At 60.5% G+C, this 19,343-nt stretch carries 18 protein-coding genes and 2 pseudogenes; 8 read left to right on the top strand and 12 right to left on the bottom strand.

The genetic code is table 11. The features are described 5' to 3' along the window. Window positions 1-27: 27 nt before the first annotated feature. The 4 genes from HHL24_RS27695 to HHL24_RS27680 are packed head-to-tail and all read right to left on the bottom strand — an operon-like array spanning window position 28 to window position 3,911. Window positions 28-900, bottom strand: a complete 873-nt coding sequence (locus HHL24_RS27695; RefSeq protein WP_169488537.1) for an ABC transporter permease — start codon at window positions 898-900, stop codon at window positions 28-30. Next, a complete protein-coding gene (locus HHL24_RS27690; RefSeq protein WP_169488536.1) occupies window positions 897-1,694 on the bottom strand; it encodes an ABC transporter ATP-binding protein in 798 nt (265 codons plus the stop codon). Before HHL24_RS27690 ends, HHL24_RS27695 begins: the two co-directional genes overlap by 4 nt. Before the next feature lie 4 nt (window positions 1,695-1,698). Continuing rightward, window positions 1,699-2,577 (bottom strand): ABC transporter permease, encoded by an 879-nt coding sequence (locus HHL24_RS27685; protein WP_169488535.1) that lies wholly within the window; start codon window positions 2,575-2,577, stop codon window positions 1,699-1,701. An 11-nt stretch (window positions 2,578-2,588) separates the two neighbouring features. Continuing rightward, a complete protein-coding gene (locus HHL24_RS27680; protein WP_169488534.1) occupies window positions 2,589-3,911 on the bottom strand; it encodes a substrate-binding domain-containing protein in 1,323 nt (440 codons plus the stop codon). 772 nt (window positions 3,912-4,683) lie between these two features. Here HHL24_RS27680 and HHL24_RS27675 point away from each other — a divergent pair. The 6 genes from HHL24_RS27675 (at window position 4,684) to HHL24_RS27650 (ending at window position 9,788) form a co-directional block, all read left to right on the top strand. Beyond that, window positions 4,684-5,748 carry an ABC transporter substrate-binding protein gene (locus HHL24_RS27675; RefSeq protein WP_169488533.1) on the top strand — a complete coding sequence of 355 codons (1,065 nt, stop codon included), beginning with the start codon at window positions 4,684-4,686 and terminating at the stop codon, window positions 5,746-5,748. Further along, on the top strand, window positions 5,745-6,578 hold the full coding sequence (locus HHL24_RS27670) for an ABC transporter ATP-binding protein (protein WP_169488532.1): 834 nt from the start codon (window positions 5,745-5,747) through the stop codon (window positions 6,576-6,578). Before HHL24_RS27675 ends, HHL24_RS27670 begins: the two co-directional genes overlap by 4 nt. A 12-nt stretch (window positions 6,579-6,590) precedes the next feature. Continuing rightward, window positions 6,591-7,421, top strand: a complete 831-nt coding sequence (locus HHL24_RS27665) for an ABC transporter permease (RefSeq protein ID WP_169488531.1) — start codon at window positions 6,591-6,593, stop codon at window positions 7,419-7,421. A 70-nt stretch (window positions 7,422-7,491) separates the two neighbouring features. Further along, entirely contained in the window at window positions 7,492-8,424 is a 933-nt protein-coding gene (locus HHL24_RS27660) for an acetamidase/formamidase family protein (protein WP_169488530.1), read from the top strand. 188 nt (window positions 8,425-8,612) lie between these two features. Continuing rightward, window positions 8,613-8,876, top strand: coding sequence for an FmdB family zinc ribbon protein (locus tag HHL24_RS45135; protein WP_169488529.1), 264 nt, complete (start codon window positions 8,613-8,615; stop codon window positions 8,874-8,876). Window positions 8,877-9,026: 150 nt separating this feature from the next. Then, window positions 9,027-9,788 (top strand): SDR family oxidoreductase, encoded by a 762-nt coding sequence (locus HHL24_RS27650; RefSeq protein ID WP_169488528.1) that lies wholly within the window; start codon window positions 9,027-9,029, stop codon window positions 9,786-9,788. Window positions 9,789-9,892: 104 nt separating this feature from the next. Here the strand turns inward: HHL24_RS27650 and HHL24_RS27645 are convergent, their stop codons facing one another. The 8 genes and pseudogenes from HHL24_RS27645 to HHL24_RS27610 form a co-directional block, all read right to left on the bottom strand. Continuing rightward, complete coding sequence (locus HHL24_RS27645) at window positions 9,893-10,495, bottom strand: ANTAR domain-containing response regulator (RefSeq protein WP_169488527.1); 603 nt, start codon at window positions 10,493-10,495, stop codon at window positions 9,893-9,895. Window positions 10,496-10,952: 457 nt separating this feature from the next. Beyond that, window positions 10,953-11,069, bottom strand: a pseudogene (locus HHL24_RS27640) (SDR family NAD(P)-dependent oxidoreductase); the annotation flags it as partial. A gap of 12 nt (window positions 11,070-11,081) precedes the next feature. Further along, window positions 11,082-11,393, bottom strand: a pseudogene (locus HHL24_RS27635) (acetamidase/formamidase family protein); the annotation flags it as partial. 172 nt (window positions 11,394-11,565) lie between these two features. Beyond that, the gene (gene urtE / locus HHL24_RS27630) at window positions 11,566-12,270 is read right to left on the bottom strand and encodes an urea ABC transporter ATP-binding subunit UrtE (protein WP_169488526.1); all 705 of its coding nucleotides are present in this window, start codon (window positions 12,268-12,270) and stop codon (window positions 11,566-11,568) included. Between the two features lie 2 nt (window positions 12,271-12,272). After that, a complete protein-coding gene (gene urtD / locus HHL24_RS27625; protein ID WP_169488525.1) occupies window positions 12,273-13,028 on the bottom strand; it encodes an urea ABC transporter ATP-binding protein UrtD in 756 nt (251 codons plus the stop codon). Further along, window positions 13,025-14,119 carry an urea ABC transporter permease subunit UrtC gene (gene urtC, locus HHL24_RS27620; protein ID WP_230417591.1) on the bottom strand — a complete coding sequence of 365 codons (1,095 nt, stop codon included), beginning with the start codon at window positions 14,117-14,119 and terminating at the stop codon, window positions 13,025-13,027. The genes urtD and urtC overlap by 4 nt, the downstream gene beginning before the upstream one ends. Before the next feature lie 38 nt (window positions 14,120-14,157). After that, window positions 14,158-15,768, bottom strand: coding sequence for an urea ABC transporter permease subunit UrtB (urtB, locus tag HHL24_RS27615; protein WP_169488523.1), 1,611 nt, complete (start codon window positions 15,766-15,768; stop codon window positions 14,158-14,160). Between the two features lie 101 nt (window positions 15,769-15,869). Further along, a complete protein-coding gene (locus tag HHL24_RS27610) occupies window positions 15,870-17,117 on the bottom strand; it encodes an urea ABC transporter substrate-binding protein (protein ID WP_230417590.1) in 1,248 nt (415 codons plus the stop codon). A 398-nt stretch (window positions 17,118-17,515) separates the two neighbouring features. Here HHL24_RS27610 and HHL24_RS27605 point away from each other — a divergent pair, with 398 nt between their 5' ends. Continuing rightward, complete coding sequence (locus HHL24_RS27605) at window positions 17,516-18,703, top strand: transporter substrate-binding domain-containing protein (RefSeq protein ID WP_169488522.1); 1,188 nt, start codon at window positions 17,516-17,518, stop codon at window positions 18,701-18,703. Continuing rightward, a complete protein-coding gene (locus tag HHL24_RS27600; protein WP_169488521.1) occupies window positions 18,700-19,302 on the top strand; it encodes an ANTAR domain-containing response regulator in 603 nt (200 codons plus the stop codon). Before HHL24_RS27605 ends, HHL24_RS27600 begins: the two co-directional genes overlap by 4 nt. Window positions 19,303-19,343 lie beyond the last annotated feature (41 nt).

Genomic DNA, 19,343 nt, shown 5'->3' with positions numbered 1-19,343 from the left:
AGTAGCTGGGGGTTGAAAACGACGGCGTTAAGCGACGCGCCGGCGTGGCTGGGCTCCCGGGGTCCACACCAGCAACCTCGACGCCAGCCAGTTGAACAGCGCGTAACTGATCGATGCGTAGACAACGATCACGAGCGCGATCAGGAACATGCGATCCACATAGCCGAACTGGCTCGCATACTCGATTACGTAACCGATGCCGGACTGGGCGCCGAGATACTCGGCTCCAAGCACGGCCGCCCAGGCGGTGCCCAGGCTGAGCAGGATAGAAGAACGCAGTTCGGGCAGGATCGCGGGAATGATCACCGTGCCGTACAGGCGCAAGCGAGAGGCGCCGAGCGTGCGTGCATAGTCGATATACAACTGCGGCACATTGCCCACAGCGTTGACGACCCCCGCAAAGAAGATCACGCCGACTCCATAGGCGACGAAGAGAACTTTGCCGGCGAAGTAAGTACCGAACCACAATTCGAACAGCGGCACCATTGCGAGAAGAGGCAAGGTCCGCAAGAACTGCAAGGGCAAGTTGACCAGCCGGCGCGACCAGTTCGACCACGACACCGCGAGTCCAAGGGCCGCACCGCCCAACGCACCGCACGCGAACCCGGTATAGAGGCGCAGCATGGTGTCCCAGGAATGCAGCAGTACCGCGAGCGCAGCGGCTGTGTAGCTGCGCGGTGCACCTTCGGCCACCGACGGCACACCCAGCCCGCCGGGCCAGTAATCGGACAGCGACTGGAACGTGTGCGTGAATAGCACCTGCCAGCCAGGCACCAACGGCTCACCCGGTGCAGCCTCGGCTGTATAGATGAGTGACAGCACCTGCCAGCCGCCCGCCATGGCAAGCAGGACAAGTACGGAGACAGCCAGTTGCCCGCCACGCGAAAGTTGACGGTTCATGCGTGGCTCCGCTCGAGGCCGAGATGATTCAGCAAGGTATGCCGGGTATGCACGAGATCTGCCCGCAACAGGCTGTCGGTATTGCGCGGACGTGGCGCGGCAACCGCGAGGTCGTCCACCAGTCGGCCGCCACGCAACACCAGGATGCGGTCGGCCAGCAGCAATGCCTCATCGACGTCGTGGGTGACGAAAATCACCGTGCGGCGATGGCCGCTTCCGGTTGTCTCACCCCACAACGTGAGCAGCACCTCCTGCAACTGCCGACGCGTCACGTAGTCGAGTGCGCCGAAAGGTTCGTCGAGCATTAGCACATTCGCGCCGTTGGCGAAGACCGTCGCGATCGCCACCCGCTTGAGCATACCGCCCGACAGCTCACGTGGCCATGCACGGCTGACGTGGCTCAAGCCCACTCGTTCGAGGTAATGTTCGGCGATCTCGCGGCGCTTCCCCTTCGCAACACCAGCGCACTTCAGCCCGTACTCCACGTTGTCGATTACACGTAGCCACGGAAACACGCTGTCTTTCTGGAACACGACACCGCGCTCAGGTGCAGGCTGGGTCACGCGTTTATTGCCTACCTCCAACGTGCCGTCGGTGGCCGCCAGCAAGCCGGACATGACTTGCAGCAAGGTACTTTTGCCGCAGCCCGACGGGCCCACCAGACATACGAACTGGCCCTCCGGGATGGTGAAGCTGACCGAAGCAAGCGCATTCACAAGTTGCCCATCGGCACGCCTGAAGCGCTGCGACACATTGTTGGCCGTGATCGTCGGGCCATCGATAAGCGAAGACATTTCCTTACTCCTTATGCCGGGCTGCAGCAGGGCTCCACGGGGCCAGGCGCTCGATTACCCAGGCGGTCAATACATCACATGCGATCGCCACAATCGCCAACATCACCAACGCGGCAAAGATGCCTTCTATGTCGATCGACTGGGCGAGTACTGAAACAATCTTGCCGATTCCCTGTTGCGCACCAAGCAGTTCGACGATCGCTTCAATGCCCCATGCACCCGCCAGCGCGATGCGGATGCCCCCGAGAATCTGCGGCACCGTGCCTGGAATCAGCACATCGCGGATCACGCGCCGTGGGCTTGCGCCGAGCGTGCGCGCGTAATCCTCGAATACCGGGTCCAGGTTGTCGGCAGCGCGCTGGGCAAACACATAGAGGATCACGGCGCAATACACGAGGACCAGCAGGATCGAGCTACCCCGCCCCACGCCGAACCAGATCAGGAAGAACGGCGCGATTACCAGCGTTGGCACGGTGCCAACGGTCATCATCACCGGCTGCACCAGCGGGCCCAGCCATTTCGAGCGTGCCGCCAGCAAGCCTATCGTGATGCCGATAAGCGAGCCAGCGAAGACGGCCACGAGCACATTGACACCGGTAAACACCAGGCTGTCGAAGAGCCCTGTGTTACCCAGCCCGTAATAGGTCAGCTCCCGCGCGACCCAGAAGTCTGCAGCGATGCGTCTCGCGACGTTCAACGGCGAGGGCAAAATGGACCCCGCCACGAAGCGACTGGCGATATGCCAGGCAACGACCACGAGCACGATCCCGAGAAGTGCCAGTGGGTCGAAGCGTCGCCATAACGCGCGACTCAAGGCTCGCGGACGCGGGAGCTGCGTCCGGTTGCCTGCCCCTGTCACTTGTGATGCCGTACTACGAAACATCGCAATACTCCTTACGCCTTGCTGCTTGCGGCACTTGCGAATCGATAAGCGTCCAGGAAATCGAACCATGTGTAGTACTGATGTGCCTGCTTGAGAAGATTCGCCTTGTCAGCCGGCAGACTCTCGCCATCAAGCGTCTTCAAAAGGGCATCGGTCCTGGTTTGATAATCCTTCATCTGCTGCCAGATAGGCGCGGCCCAGACGATATCTTCCGGCGTGACTGAGCCCTTGTCGATGATCCCACTGGTGGCAATGTCGTCGATGATCGCTGACCACGCGTTCTTGTAGAAGTACACATTCTTTTCGTCGGTGAAATACGTGGCGTTGTAGTCATACGTCGAGAACGGATCGAGCCGGTCCACCGCGTTCTGTACGTCCTTCGCATTCAGCGACGTGCCCGCCACGCTGTTCAGATACGGCGCCTGCAGCGCGAACAGCGACGGATCCTTCTTGACCGCGTCCAGGGTACGCCACACCACCGACATGAAGCGCAGCATGGCGTTCGGGTGGCTATTGACAAAGTTTCCGTTGGCGCCAACTCCGACGACCGTCACCAGATGCTCGACCGGCGAGCCGGCTCCGGCAGGTGCGTACTTGTTCATGTCGCCCACGTCAAGGACATCGGTCCATCCTGCCTGCTCGAGCGAGTAGACGATCGGTGCCCCGTCGGGGTTGACGAAGTCTTCGCGACCGGCACGGGCGAGTACCACCGATTTCGAATCATCGAGCACCTGCAGGTTCCAGTTCACCTTGGACATGCTGGAGGCGAGGATTTCGAACGGCCGGTCGGTCACTTGCGGCGGACCTACCAGCGTCTTGCCCGCGAGGGGAGCCAGTGCCGCGTGGAGCGCGGCATCGAAGCTCATGCCCTGCGCGATATAGTCCTTAAATGATTTGAGGTGCAAGCGCGGATTGGCGAGGATCGCGTTGCCGAGGAAGTTGTCCGTGAAGCCAACGCATTTGAGCGTCCGTGCCGATTTGTAGGTCGGCAACATGTTGGGACAGTTTTCGCTGATCACATCCACCTGCCCGTTGAGCAGCAGCGCAGTGGCATTGGTGTCGTTGACCTTGAGCCCTTCGGGTGCGGGGTCGATCCCGATGCCGACATCCTTGAACCAGCCCTTCTGCATCGCAATGACGTAGAACGTGTTGTCGGCAAATGGACGCATTCCGAACTTCACCTGCTGCTGGGGGATGCTCGTCCCTGCTTCAGGCGGCGCGGGCACGAAGCGATCTGCGGCGAATGCCGCGATGCTCGTCACGAGTCCCAGACTGGCCAGCGCGATCGCCACGCCCGCCCGCTTGAAGGGATGGAAAAGATCTGATTTCGACATCGTCAACTTCCTTATAAGTGATGACATACCGTATGTGTGCGTTACGCGGGGAAAACGCTCGGCCGCCGTTACGTGACGCGTTTGCCGCACCATGACTCGCAATCAAGATATCGCGTCAATAATTGCCGCGAGACGCCGTTCCCGCACACTGGAAAGACAAAAAAATAGCTATATTTTTCATTGCCTTATCGTTTTTACGGGGTGAAATGGGTTCTGCCGCATCAAGCCACTCTGCCAGGGTGCGCGTCCCTGGACGAACGACCTTTCGATGATGCCGATCCATGTCGCGACGTATCGCTGCGCGAGTTCGGCATCCTCACTCGCTGTCTCTTCGGTCGGCGCACAACACCAGGTTGAGGTATCGGGGATGAGCTTCGGAAACCCATCGAATGCCAGCTTCCTGTGCATTGCTGCACCATTGGCGTGCTGTGACGCGAAGGAACACGCAAAGGAGTGCGCGAAGTGGTGCGCGCCGGGCGCTTACCTGGATCGTTCACGTGCCCTGTTCGCTTTGCGTGAAAGGTAAGCGATCCCACTTCCATCAGGGATTCCCAAGGATCGAAGAACAACACCCGTCAGGCATCGCGCAAACTGGCATAGCCGTTGCTTCATAAGCCACTGAGGTTCGCAGTACACGGCGAGCATCAAACAGTACTCCCGTTATCCGAGACAAAGGCGTCTCGGATAACACCGGCCAAAAAGGTCCGACATCAGCGCGTCTGATGCCGGACCTTTTTCGTTTTGCGGTCTCATTATTGTCGGAGTTGAAGCAATGAAAAGACGTACGTTCTCAGCAGACGGTTCGGGCTCTGCTAACAGTGTTGTGCCCCAGCTTGGGCGTGTCCTGCTCGCCACGCTCAGCGCTTTCGGGTTCGCTCACTCCGCTGTCGCGGCGTCGCTGCAACCCATCGAGTTTTCCGAGGCCGTACATAACCTCGGTTACATCGACCTCTACGTTGCAGAGCACGCGAAGCTGTTCGAGAAGCACGGGCTGACGATTCACCTGACCGCGGCCGGTGGGGACACGCAGGCATTCGCCGCGGTGCTCGGCAAGACCGCGCAGTTCGCCGTCGGCGATCCGACCATGGTGGAGATGTCTCGCGAGCGCGGCGGACCGGGCATGGTCGTCGGGACGCTGGTGCAGCGCGCACATTACTTTGGCGTATCGAAGACCGTGGCGCCCATCACCGATCCCAAGGCTTTCAAGGGGCTGACCTTGGTTACGTCGCCTGATCCGAATACCGAGTACAGCGTCACGAAGAAACTGCTGCAGGACAATGGCCTGAAAGTCGGCACGGACGCGAAGATCGTCGAAGTCACCCCAGGCACGGAAATCGGCGCCATGCTCGCGGGTCGCGCCGACATCGCGTTTGCGCAGCAGCCGATGGTGGCGGCTGCGATGGCGCAAGGGGCGAAAGTGGTATTCGACTTCTCGAGCTATATGGGTCCGTTCTGCAATACGGGGATCATGGTGCTGCCCGAATATGCCATGGCGCATCCCGAGGTCGTGCAGTCGCTCGTGGACGCACTGGAAGAAGCCGCGCGTCTTACGTATGCCAAGCCCGACTACGCGAAGGAGGTTGCCCGTGCGGAGTTCCCGGACCTGCCGCCCGACGTGGTGAACAAGGCAATCGACATGGAGTTGCAGTACAAGATCCCGGCGCAGACGCTGCCGGTCGACCGGCAGCAGTGGGACAAGCTGATCTCAATGCAGAAGTACCTGGGCAACGTACAAGGGACGCTGGCCTATAGCGACGTGGTCGACAACACCTTTTCTAACAAGGCCGCCAAGACCGCTGCGGCCGGCGCGGGCGTAACGGTGGCGGTGTCCAAATGAATGTAGCGGGCGCAGTAGTGCCTGCGGCGCAGGCGGGGGGGACCGCCCGCCCGCACGCCCCGCTGGTTGCGCGCGGGGTCGGCAAATCGTATGGCGAAGATGAAGGCGAGTTGAATCAGGTCATCGGTGACATTTCCTTCAGCCTGCGCGCTGGGGAAATTGTCAGCCTGGTGGGCCCATCCGGTTGCGGCAAGACCACGCTGCTGAACCTGATGAGCGGTCTTACGCAGCCGACACGCGGCGCGGTGCTGTGGCACGGTCAGGCGCTGGACGACGTCCCCAAGGGCATCGGCTACATGTTGCAGAAGGACATGCTGATGCCATGGCGCAACGTGTTGGCCAACGTCACGCTTGGTCTCGAACTGACCGGGATGTCGCGCGGGCATCGCGAGAAAAAGGCGCATGCGATGCTCAGCAAGGTCGGACTCGCTCCGTACTACAACTACTACCCGTCGGCTTTATCGGGCGGCATGCGTGCGCGCGTTGCACTTGCGCGCACGTTGGTGACGGACCCCGAAGTGATGCTGCTCGACGAGCCGTTTGCCGCGCTCGATTTCCAGACGAAACTGGTGCTGGAAAGCGACATGGCCCGGCTGGTCAGGGGTCAGGGTCGCTCGGTTCTGCTGATCACACACGACGTCGAGGAGGCGGTCTCACTGTCGGACCGTGTGATCGTCCTCACCCACCGTCCGTCCCGCATCAAGGCGATCCACGAGATCCACCTGGATTGCGACCGCAACGACATGATGGCCGCCCGCGACGCTGCGGGCTTCACCGCCCACGTACGCGAGATCTGGTCTCAGCTCGACGTGCGCATGGGCGAACGTTGAAAAGGAACCCGCGTGCAAGAAACCCGCTCCCCTGCGCCCCCGTATGCCCCGGCATCCCTCAAATGGCGCAGGCTAATTCGCCGCTGGCGCGGCAAGCTCATCGTGGCTGCCTGCCAACTCGCGCTACTCGCCGCACTGCTCGCCCTGTGGCAAGTTGCGACGTCGAGTCAGGCGGTGGCCTTCCTGTTCGGTTCGCCCAGCCAGATCTGGGGTTACCTGGTAAAGATGCAACAGGACGGCAGTCTCGTGCACGACGCCGGCGTGACTGGCATGGAAACGCTGCTCGGATTTCTGTTCGGCAATGTCATCGGCACCGTGCTCGGCTTGTCGCTATGGTATTCACGCTTCGTCTCGAAGGTCATGCAGCCGTTCATCGTTGCGCTGGGCTCGATTCCGATCGTCGCACTCGCGCCTATCGTGATCATCTGGTTCGGTACCGGGCTCGGGTCGAAACTCGCCATGTCGACGCTGTCCGTCGTGGTGGTGGCGCTGGTCACCGCGTACAAGGGAGCGACCAGCGTCGACGACGATCAGATCAATCAGATGCGCACGCTCGGCGCGACCAAGCGGCAGACTTTCCGCAAGCTGGTGATCCCCGCCTCACTGCGCGACATCTTTGCGGGCTTCAAGCTCACGGTCGGCTTTGCGCTGATCGGCGCCATTGTGGGCGAATTCATGTCGTCAGACGATGGGCTAGGCCATGCGATCTTCAAGGCGGGCAGCCTTTACATCATTCCCAAAGTATTCGCCGGCGTGGTGGTGACCATCGCGCTCGCGCTCTTCCTGTCGTTTCTCGTCGGTCGGCTCGAGCGCTTCCTCATGCCCTGGCACAAGTTCGATTGATTTAAGCCATCCGCCGCGACGTTGCCGGCGCGTGGCATTTAGCAACCCCTGAAGGAGTAGGCAGCATCCTATGAGCACGCTATCCACACATCACCAGATCATCCGCAAGGATGACCTGAAGTACGCACTGACGGCTACCGATGGTTTCATCGCCGAAGTGTCGCCGGGCGAGACCTTCGAGGTCGAGACCGAATTGAACATCGGCGGCCACCTGATTACGCAACTCGACGAAAAGCTGGACGAGTCGAAAGTGAAGCTCCCGTTCGTCAATCCGGCCACCGGGCCTGTGCGCCTGCGCGGCGCGAAGCCTGGCGATATGGTCGTGATCGACGTCCTCGAAGTTGGCGTGCACGGCCTCGGTTATACCGCGCTGTGGCCGGGCATCGGCATTTTTCCGGATTGGGTCCGTAAGAAGGAATTCGGCATCCAGAATCGCAACGTCGTCGTCGAAAATGGCATCGTTCACTGGAGCGACTCGCTCAAGCTGGAAGCCAAGCCGATGATCGGTGTGATCGGCGTGGCCCCGGTGGCGGGCGGCACGCTCACCGTCGACAACGGTACCCACGGTGGCAACCTGGACATCCAGGAAGTCACGAACGGCAATCGCATCATGTTTCCGGTGTTCCATGAAGGCGCGTACCTGTATTTCGGCGACGTGCACGCCTTGCAGGGCGACGCGGAGTGTAACGGCATGGGGGCAATCGAAATTCGCGGCCACCTGAAGCTGAAGGTAGATCTCGTCCGCGCGCCGAGCCGCATGACCTGGCCGCGCATCGAGACGCCGACGCACATCTGTACGGTCGGCTGCGCGCGGCCGCTCGACGATGCGCTGCGTATCGCGTTCGAGGAAATGGTCTATTGGCTGGAAGAAGGCTACGGCATCCCCGGTGCCGAAGCCTACATGCTGCTCGGCCAGATCGCGGAAGCGCGCTGTACCCAGATGGTGAATCCGAAATACACTTATATCTGCAAGGTCGACAAAAAATACTTGCCCAAGCGTTGAGGAAACGGCATCGGGCCGCGGATTCTGTGCGCGGCTGACCGGCACCATTACAAGGCATCGAGGCCGGACGTCCCGATCACGATGCCGGCACCGGTTGGTGCGGGCACGGTGAACATTCCGTGGCTGACGATGCTGTCCGTCATCGCGCAAATCATTTATTGATTTCGAAGAAAGAGGAAAGAAAGGCGATGCCGATTTATCCCTATCGTTGTGAAACCTGTGGCTCGTTCTCAGTCATGCGTCCTGTCGCTGAACGCGACGCAAGCTGTGCTTGCCCAACGTGTAGCGCTATCGCACAGCGCATGCTGGCCACGCCAGCGCTTGCATTGATGTCGTCGTCCGGGAGTGCCGAACGCCAGGTCAACGAACGTGCGGTGTACACGCATCAGCATAGCTCGGGGTGCGGCTGCGGGTCGCGCGCACAGTCAAGCACCGAATCGCCGGTGGGCTGAATGGAATCGCCGCGGGCGCTTTCGAGCGCCCGGCCCAAAACACAGCGCTGCCTACCAACCAGTTTTTTCACCATTGCGATAGAACTCGCGATTACTGCATTGCGCGTGTTGATCGTATGTGCATCGTATTGATACATGGAGGTTTGTCTCATGAGTTCAGAACCGGGCAAGATCGCATTGATCACCGGAGCAGGCAGCGGTATCGGACGCGCCACCGCTCGCAAGCTGTTTCAGCACGGCTACCGTGTAGTGCTCGCTGGACGAAACAAAGCACCCCTCGAGGCGCTAGCCGACGAGGCGCAGCAACTCGGACACGAGGCACTTGCTGTTCCCACCGACGTCACCGACGCCGCTAGCGTCGCCGCCCTCTTCGACGCGATACGACAACGCTACAACCGCCTCGATCTTCTCTTCAACAATGCCGGCCGCGGTGCACCGGCCGTCGATATCGACGAACTCAGTCTGGACGATTGGCACGCCGTCGTGAACACGAATCTGACGGGTGCCTTCCTCTGCACGCGCGCTGCCGTCGCGCTGATGAAAACGCAACTGCCGCGCGGCGGCCGTATCATCAATAACGGCTCGATCTCCGCGCACGCACCACGTCCGAATAGTATCGCCTATACGGCCACCAAGCACGCGATCACCGGTCTGACCAAATCGACATCACTCGATGGACGCAAGTACGACATCGCCTGCGGACAGATCGACATCGGCAACGCTCTCACCGACCTGGCTGCACGCATGGCCAAAGGAGTGCCACAGGCCAACGGCGAAATTGCCGTCGAACCGCTGATGGATGTCGAGCACGTCGCAGGCGCGGTTCTTTATATGGCCGATCTGCCACTCGATGCGAACGTGCAGTTCATGACCGTTATGGCTAGCAAGATGCCGTTTGTCGGGCGTGGGTAGCGAAGAGACAACGGCCGCACGCGCGTGGCGCGGCCTGTGTCTGTGTCTGTGTCTGTGTCTGTGTCTGTGGCGTGAGTTTGCGCATGGGAGACGTTTCTTGTGGGCTAAAGCGTCAGCGTTTCGTGCGCCTTGACGATCTCGCTTGCCACCACCTCGATCTGCTCGCGCTTGAGCATTGCCTTCGAGCGTAGCAACTGATACGCGTGTTCTTCCGATACGCCGCGCCTTTCCATCACGAGCTGCGTGGCCTGCTGGATCACTCGAACGCTCGCTTGCTTCTTCTCGAGTCGCTCAATGTATCGATCGCGCATTCGCAATGCCTGACATTGCGTCAACGCCACCGCAATCGCGGTCATCAATCCGAATGAGCGCACCGGCGACGGTATCACCGCCGGCGCGTTCAGGCGCAGCACCGCTTCGACGGTAATCGGATTTTCATAGGCCACCACCGGAATCACAGGCGGCGACATGCTGGTTCCGAGCCACGGGAAATTGACCGAGAGGGTTTCGGGACGCATCGCCATCAGCACGAGCCCGGTTCCGAAGGGCAAACTGTCGAGTGTCGGCCAGTAGACCTCCACGTCGCACCCGATGCGGTCAAGTTGCGCGAGAAGCTCGTCGCCATCCTGATCCTGTGGATGAATCAAAACAACTTTCAGTGAGCGCAAATCGCGCAGGATCGCTAAGGTATCCGCGGTCCATTTCATTGTTCCGCCCCGGTATGTAAGCACTCGCGACGCGTGTCTGCGGGCCGTTCCGGCGCGCTGCGCAAGGAGAAGTCGACCGTACAGCGATAAACGGTCCTGCCAGGCCACGGCACGATCGTGTACTCGTCGTATGACTTGCTTCGGATATGGATCCAGCTATGTAGAACATGTGGCACGGTGATTCCTTGAAGACGCAAAATAGGAAATCGGCCGTGCGGGCATCCGGAAGCGCCGTGTCGTCGGGGGGGCCGAACCGCGAGTTTTCCGCCGGTGTAACAGCGAGCGTGTAGCGATGAGAGAAGATTAAGTCGAGCCCGAGAACGAATCTACTCTACGGTTGGATATGCCAATGCCGCCTTAGGGTACCCCGCTTATACGGACGTATAAGCGCCGCGAGCGGTGAACGCTGACGATTGACCGCCCGTCTCTGTCGATATCAGGACGGCGGTCTCGCAATACGTGATAGAACGCGGACGTAAGCGCCCTCCGCTGCCAGCGTTTGCGCAATGGCGCGGCCGATACCCTTGGTGCCGCCGGTTACAAGTGCCTTCAAACCTTTGAGTTTCAAATCCATGGTGGCGTCTCCTTAGTCAGCCGGTGCGAGATATTTTTTGCTGATCGCCGCGCCGACCGAATACTTGGGGTCGACGAAATTGCCCAGCCGCACCTTGCCGCACTGGCTGAGCATCATGTAGGCATCCCAGCGGTCGAAGCCGTATTCCTTTTCCATCCACAGCACCCGTTCGTGATACGCGATGCGCGTCGAGTCTTCAAGCGGGCGCGCGCTGCCGATCGCCATCAGCAGTTCATCGGTTTCGAGGCGCGGCCATTCGATGTGCCAGCCCTTGATCAGATCGACGTGGATCGTGGTCGTGCTGGCGTATTCAACGGTGGTGCCGAATGGTGTAGTGAAATGTGCCCTGACGGGATTCGCTGAGTTCATGCGTTTCGCGGACCCGGCCGCGTGCGACGCCGCGCGTGTGCATGATCGATTGTTCCAGCCAGTTCATCATGGTGTTCCTGCTCAATTGCGGGTTGTCGAAGTGAATGGGTGCAACGCTGACATCGCACTACACTGAAATTAGCGCTCTGACGTTATTGGCTTCCATCTGGTCTCCGCGCCCCGCCGACACGACCTGGCCGCGTACCAGCACGACATAGTCGTCGGCTACCGCCTGCGCGAAATCGAAAAATTGTTCTACCAGCAGGATCGACAGCGATCCCTTCAGCGAACGGATCACCGCCTCGATCTCCATTACGATCGACGGCTGGATGCCCTCGGTTGGTTCGTCGAGAATCAGCAGCTTTGGATTGGTCAGAAGCGCCCGGCCAATCGCGAGCTGTTGCTGCTGTCCGCCGGACAGATTCCCTGCAATGCGCCGGCGCATCGTCTTCAGCACAGGAAAGGTATGAAAGACATCGTCGAAGGAAAATTGCTTGCCCTTGGCGGTCTGATTGCGCTCGCCCGCGTAGGCGCCGATGCGCAGGTTTTCTTCGACGCTGAGTTGCGGAAAAATCTCGCGTCCTTGCGGTACGTAGCCGAGACCCGCCAGCACGCGCCGGTGCGACGGCGTGCGCGTCAGCGGCTGGCCCGCCAGTTCGATTTCGCCGCCTTTGACCGGCAGCAACCCGACGAGGCACTTCAGCAAGGTCGTCTTGCCCACCCCATTACGGCCGAGTACGACAGTGCAGGCGCCTTCGGCCACGTTCAGCGACACGTCGCGCAACGTGTGGCTGCTACCGTAAAACTGATTGAGTGCGGAGATTTTCAGCATGCTCACCGTCCGAGATAAACCTGAATCACGCGTGGATCATTGCGCACGCTCTCCATCGATCCCTCACCGAGCAGCCGCCCCTCATGCAACACGCTGACGAGGTCCGCGATCTCGCCGACAAAATCCATGTCGTGTTCGATCACCACCACCGCCCGCTCGGGCGACTTGAGCCGCGCGATCAGTTCGGCGGTGCGTGCGGTTTCGTGATCGGTCATGCCGGCAACCGGTTCGTCGAGCAGGATCACTTGCGGATCGGCAACAAGCAGCATGCCGATTTCGAGCCACTGCTTCTGGCCGTGCGACAGCGTGCCGGCCATCCGGAGCCCATGATTCTCGAGACCGATCGTCTCGAGCACTTCGTCAATGCGCCGATTCTGCTGTGCGCCGAGGCGGGAGCGAACCATGTCCGTATAGCCGCGACCGTTGCGAATCGCAAGTTCGAGGTTTTCGCGGACCCGCAGCGCTTCGAACACACTCGGCTTCTGGAATTTTCGGCCGATGCCCAGGCGCGCGATGGACGTTTCGTCGAGCGTCGCGAGGTTCGTGACCTTGTTCAGAAAAACCTCGCCGGCTGCCGGCCGGGTCTTTCCCGTGATGACGTCCATCAAGGTCGTCTTGCCCGCCCCGTTCGGACCGATGATGGCGCGAATTTCGCCGTATCGAAACTCCATCGACAGATTCGTGATCGCCGCAAAGCCGGAAAACGTGACAGACAGGCCGCTGATATAGACGGCGGTAGCCAGTTGTGGCTGGTTCATTGGCCGCCCCCGTTGCTGTCGCCGCCAGCGGCCTTGAGCGTTCCCCACAGGCCATTGCTGAAATACACGACGATCACGAGCGTCACGCCGGCAAGAATGAATGGCCACAGAGCAGGCAGTTGTGCGGTCAGCCAGAACTTGAGGCCGTTGACCACGATAGCGCCGACGATCGCGCCGATCAGGGTGCCGCGCCCACCGATGGCCACCCACACGGCAATCTCGACAGACAGTTGCGGCGACACGATAGTCGGGTTGACGATGCCGACCTGCGGCACGTACAGCATCCCGGCAAACGCCGCGAGGACCGCCGAGAGACACCACGCGAAGAGCTTTAGCGTATGCGTGCGGTAGCCGAGAAAGCGCATCCGCGCTTCGTCGTCGCGCACGGCGATTAGCGCCCTGCCGAAACTGGAGCGTGCGAGAAAGCGCACACCGACATAGGCCACGACCAGCAGCAGGCACGAACACACCGCGAGGCCGATCTGCGTGGAGGTATCGGCAAGCTTATGTCCCGCAAGGCTCGTGAACCCGGTCATGCCGTTGTTGCCGCCGAGGCCCACGTCGTTGATGAACAACAGCAGCATCAGCGCATACGTGAGCGCCTGAGTGATGATCGACAGATACACGCCATTGATGCGCGAACGGAACGTGACGAAGCCGAACGCGCCCGCGACCAGCACGGTGACGACGATCGTGGCGACGATCGTCACATCGAGCCGCGAAAGCATCTTCCATAGCGCGGGAAAGTCGCTCGCCCCCATGTACTGCAGGAAGTCCGGCAATACATGGGTGTCGGCATAGGCGCCGTTCAACAGATAGATGGCCATCATATAGCCGCCTATACCGAAGAAAATGCCGTGCCCGAGGCTCAGGATGCCCGCATAGCCCCATACCAGATCGAGCGCCAGCGCGAGCAGCGCGAAGCACATGATCTGTCCGATCAGGTTGATGCCGAACAGCGACAGATGCAGCGCATTCGACTCGGGAATCACAAAATAGGCAAAGGGCAGATAGAGCGCGAGCAGGATCAGCACCGGGACGATGCCGACCTCCACGGACTGGCCCATCCATTTCGTTGCGAACGTCGACAAGGTGAATCTCCTGCTGGTACGCGGATCGGGAAACGTGTTCATACGCGAGTCTTCAATGCAAAGAGTCCTTGCGGGCGCTTCTGGATAATCAGCACGATGAGCAGAAGCACGGCCACCTTGGCTGCAACTGCTCCGTAGAACGGTTCGATAAACTGGTTGATTTCGCCGAGCGCGAGCGACGATACGACTGTCCCCGCGAGACTGCCCGCACCGCCGAGCACCACCACCATGAACGAGTCGACGACGAAGCCCGTGCCCATCGACGGATTGACGCTGGCAATCTGCGTCAACACCACGCCGGCCAGTCCCGCGAGGCCAGCGCCCAGGCCGAACGCAATGCGATCGACGCGCTCGGCGGGTACCCCTAGGCAGCGCGCCATGTCGCGCAGCTGCGTGGTGGCGCGCATCAGCAAACCCAGCTTCGTGAAGCGAACCACGGCGAAGGTCGCGGCGAAGATCAACACGGCGAGCACGATGGCAAACACGCGGTTGTAGGTCACGAAAAAGCCGGGCGCGACCTGCATGCCGCCGTTGAGAAAACCGGGGGTGATGAACTCGACATTCTGCGAGCCGAACAGCACCTGAATCAGCTTGATCAACGCGATGCTGACCGCCCAGGTAGCGAGCAGCGTCTCGAGCGGCCGGCGATACAGAAACCGGATGACGAAGAATTCGAGCAACATGCCGCACGCTGCGCAGATCACGAACGCCACGGGAATCGCCACGAAAATGTAGGCGTCGAACCAGCCCGGCAGATACGCCTGCATGAAACGTTCGACGAGATACGTCGAGTACGCGCCGATCATGATGAATTCGCCATGCGCGAGATTGATCACACCCATCAGGCCGAACACGATCGACAGGCCGAGCGCCGTCAGCAACAACACGCCGGCATAGCTCAAGCCGCTAAACAGAATCGACAAGCCCTTGCCAAGCGACAGCCACGTGTCCATGTGGCGAATCGCGCCCTGCACTGCAGCCAGCACGGCCGGGTCCGAGCGCACGGAATCCTGCGCCGCAAAGTTCGCCAGCGCGGTCCGCGCGGTTTCGCTCGGCACTTCGGCCACAGCCTTGATCGCCGCCAGGCGGTCCGCCTTCACATTGCTGTTCAGCCCGCGTTTAGCCAGCGCCAGCGTGAGAATGGTCGCGATATCCGGGTCGCGCTGTGCCTTGACCGCGCGGGCGACGACAGCGGGATCGAGCAACGCAAAGAACTTGTCGACTTGCCGCGCAGCTGTCGCGCGGGTGTCCTGCTGCGACGAGAACAGGTCCATTTCCGCCGATGCCACCGCGAGCTTGCGCATCATCACGATACTCGGCACATAGGGCGAATCCGCCGGCGCATTGGCGCGCGGCTGCAGGGTCGTAGCGTCGAGCGCAGGGTTTCCCTGCAGCGTCGCCTGACCGTCTGCGCCGCACACCAGCGCGCCATTACGAATCGCATCGACGATCTGACGCGCCCACGCACGCTCATGCGTATCGTCCGACACGCCGGTTTCGACAAGTTGCTCTAGCGCAGCGGCCTTATCGCCGTTCGTCGCGCAAAACGACGTGAGCATCGCAGCGCGGCCCGGCGCGGCGCTCGCGGTAGTGGCCCAAACAAGCGCCAGACAAGCGATCGCGAAAAAGATCTGCCTGAAATTGATCATGGGTGTTTCCATTCGATCCTGCTACGGGAACCGGCATGCTTGCGCATACCGATCCCACCACGGCCAGACTGCCTGAGTACCTGACTGTCCGGCAGAGACTGTCAAGCCTTGCCGATGAACGGGCTGAACGGCACCGGCTTCTCGATGTCTTTAGACTTCCACAAAATGTCGAAGCCCTGAGTCGCATTGATCGAGCCGATCATGTCGCCACGCCACAAGTACTGCGTGGAAGCATCCATCCTCACCGTGTAACCCGCAGGATCGACCATCGACTGACCCGCGAGCGCCTTGCGCACCGCGTCCGTGCTGGTAGAGTGCGCTTTCGCGGCAGCGTCGGCCCACAGATTGATGCCGAGATAAGTCGACACCATCGGGTCGATCACCATGTCCGGCCGATGCTTCAGGTTATGGGCGCTCACGTAGTTCTTCCAGTCGCTCTTGAACTGGCGGTTCTGCGGCGTATCGACGTTCTGGAAGTAGCACCAGCAGCTCAGGTGGCCGACCAGCGGCTTCGTATCGAGACCTTCGAGATCGCTGTCGACCACGTCCAGGCCAAGGATCGGAATATCGGTTGCTCGCACGCCCTGATTGATCGCTTCCTTGAACATCGCCGGAATCGAATCGCCGACCACGGTCATCACGACGATGGCCTGGCCGCCCGGTTGCGCGGCGAAGTCCTTGATGTCGCGCACGATGGTCTGGAAGTTCGACTGCCCGAATGGCACGTAGTGTTCGCGCCATGCCGAGTCAGGAATGTTCCTGGTCTTCAGATAGCCCTTGAGCATCTTGTTGATCGTGCGCGGCCAGACGTAGTCGCTGCCGATCATATAGAAGCGTTTGGCACCGCCGCCCTGGTCACTCATCAGGTAATCGATCGCCGGGAGCACCGAGCTGCTCGGCGGCGAGTTCAGATAGACAACGTTCTTCGACTGCTCTTCGCCTTCGAAGTGAAGCGGATAAAACAGCAGACTGTCCTGCGACTCGACCACCGGCAACACCGACTTGCGCGACACCGACGTCCAGCAGCCGAACAGCGCCGCGCATTGGTCGCGCAGGATCAGTTGCTTCGAGAGCTGCGCATACATGGGCCAATCGGACGCCGGATCGACGACAACGCCCTGAAGCTTGCGTCCGAGCACGCCGCCCTTGGCGTTGATCTGATCGATCGTCATCAGTGCCGTATCTTTTAGCAGCGACTCGCCGTTGGCCATCGTGCCCGATTGCGAAAACAGCAAACCGAGTTTGATCGGATCGCTGGCTCCCGCGGCAAACGCAGCCTTAGGTAGCGCAGTGCCTGCAGCGCTCACCAATCCGGAGCCGACTGCCGACAGGAAGGTACGTCTTTTCATTTGCTTCACTCCGACATGGATTAGAAATCGCAAACGCAAAAAGCCCGAAACCAGACAAGCTGGTTTCGGGCTTTTTTGGCCGGTGCCGCTCAAGACGCCTTTGTCTCGAACAGCGAAATGGATGCTGTATGTCTCCGTGATGCACGGCGGCTCAGCGCGACCTTATAAGCAATGGCCATGCCAGAGGTTCGGGTTCGGAAGGGGTGCCGGTGGCAAAACCCTTTTGTGAAATGGATGCAAATTGTTTAGTTGCGTCCCAGCCAAAGCGGGAGGCATTATAAAAAAGCACTTTGCGCGGCTGACTGCCTGAGCGCCGCACAAAGGCAGTGCGCGTGCGCACCAGTCACGTGCCACGCGCACAAACAGCGCACTTCCCTCGCGACCATTGGTTTTGACGAATGACTCGTATTGATGCCAGCCGTACCTCGGACCCAATCAGAATTGGCGTCCTGTATTCACGCTCAGGCGTAACCTCGGCCGCGGAGTTCACTCAACTGCAAGCCACCATGCTTGCGGTGGAAGAGATCAACCGCGCAGGCGGCGTGTCAGGACGCGAGATCGAACTCGTCTGTCTGGATCCGCAATGCCAGCCGCGACGTTATGCCGACCTCGCCGAACAATTGATTCTCGAACACCGGGTTCGGGTCATTGTCGGCTGTTATATGTCCAGCACGCGCAAGGCAGTGATTCCGATTGTCGAACGGCACAACGCGCTGCTCTTCTATGCGACACCGTATGAAGGCTTCGAATACAGCCGCAACGTGATCTACACGGGCGCAGCGCCCAATCAGAACACCCTGCCGCTCGCCGGTTTCATGCTCACGCAGTTCGGCTCACGCGTGAGCATGATCGGTTCAGATTATGTCTGCCCATACGAGTCGAATCGCGTGATGAGCGATCTGATCCTCGAACGCGGCGGAGAAAAGGTGGACGAAACCTATCTGTCGCTCGATGCGCCATGGGAAAGTTATCTGGATGCCGCAAAGCGGATCAAGCAACTCGCACCCGACTTCATTTTCTCCACGGTAGTAGGCGAAGGCATTCCGCATCTATACCGTGCGTTTGCACAGGTTGGGCTCGATCCGTACCGCACGCCTATCGCCAGCCACATGACCAGTGAAGCCGAAATCGCGGTAATGGGAAACGATCTCGCACAGGGACACATCACCTCGGCCGCGTACTTCCAGAGTGTGGATACAGCCGCGAACCGCGGCGCCGTCGCCCGCTATCAGGCCCGCTTCGGCGACGATCAGCCGACCAACATGTGCTGGGAAGCCTCCTATTTCCAGATGCATTTGCTCGCGGATGCCATCCGCCGCGTCGGCTCCGACGACCCGACGCTGTTGCTGCGCGTGTTGCCCGGACTCGAATTCGACGCGCCGCAAGGCCGCGTGCGTATCGACGAGCACAATAACCACACCTACCTGCATCCGTTGATCGGCCGGGTCGACGCGCATGGCCGCTTCGATATCATCGGGCGCGCGCCTGAACGCGTGAAGGCGGATCCCTACGTCGTCTCTCACAGCACACCAGCGTGGACCGCGCATGCGCATCCTGAACTCGCACGCGCGGGAGAGAATCGATGAAGCAGACCGCGCAGACGCCGGCGATCCTGCGCGACCTGCGTTCGCTAAAAGTCGTTGTGATTCATCCGCAGGATCAGGATGGCGAAGAGTTGCTCGCACAGCTTCAGCGCATTGGCTGTGACGTACAGGTATGCTGGCCGCGCCTCGACAGCCTGCCTTGCGACACCGGCCTCGTCGTCATGGCGATGCGTCCTGAGACGCTGTCGGTCGATTATCCGTGGCTCGGAACCAGCACATCGCCGCCGGTGATTCCGGTCGTGACCTACGAGAACCCGATCACCATCGAAGCGGTGCTGCGGTTGAATGCGTTCGCGACGATCCCGTCGCCGGTCCGCTCGTTTGGGTTATTGACAGCCATCGCCGTCGCGCTCACGCAATTCAAGGCATCCCGCGCACGTGAGCGATACATCGAACGGCTCGAGCAGAAGCAGGCGAAGGTTCGAGTGATCCAGCAGGCCACGCGGATCGTCATGGACTCGCGCGGCATGTCTGAAGAAGATGCGTATCAGCTGCTGCGCTCACAGGCCATGCTCAAACGCGAACAGATCGAGACGGTGGCCGGCGACATCGTCAAGGCACACGAAACCCTGAGTTTCTGACCTCGGCGCGGTGGCGTCGCGACAGCCATGGAACACCGCGC

The sequence above is a fragment of the Paraburkholderia polaris genome, from assembly GCF_012927345.1.
GTDB lineage: Bacteria > Pseudomonadota > Gammaproteobacteria > Burkholderiales > Burkholderiaceae > Paraburkholderia > Paraburkholderia polaris.
Note: the sequence above shows the minus strand (reverse complement) of the source record. Positions and strands in the feature narration are given on the sequence as shown.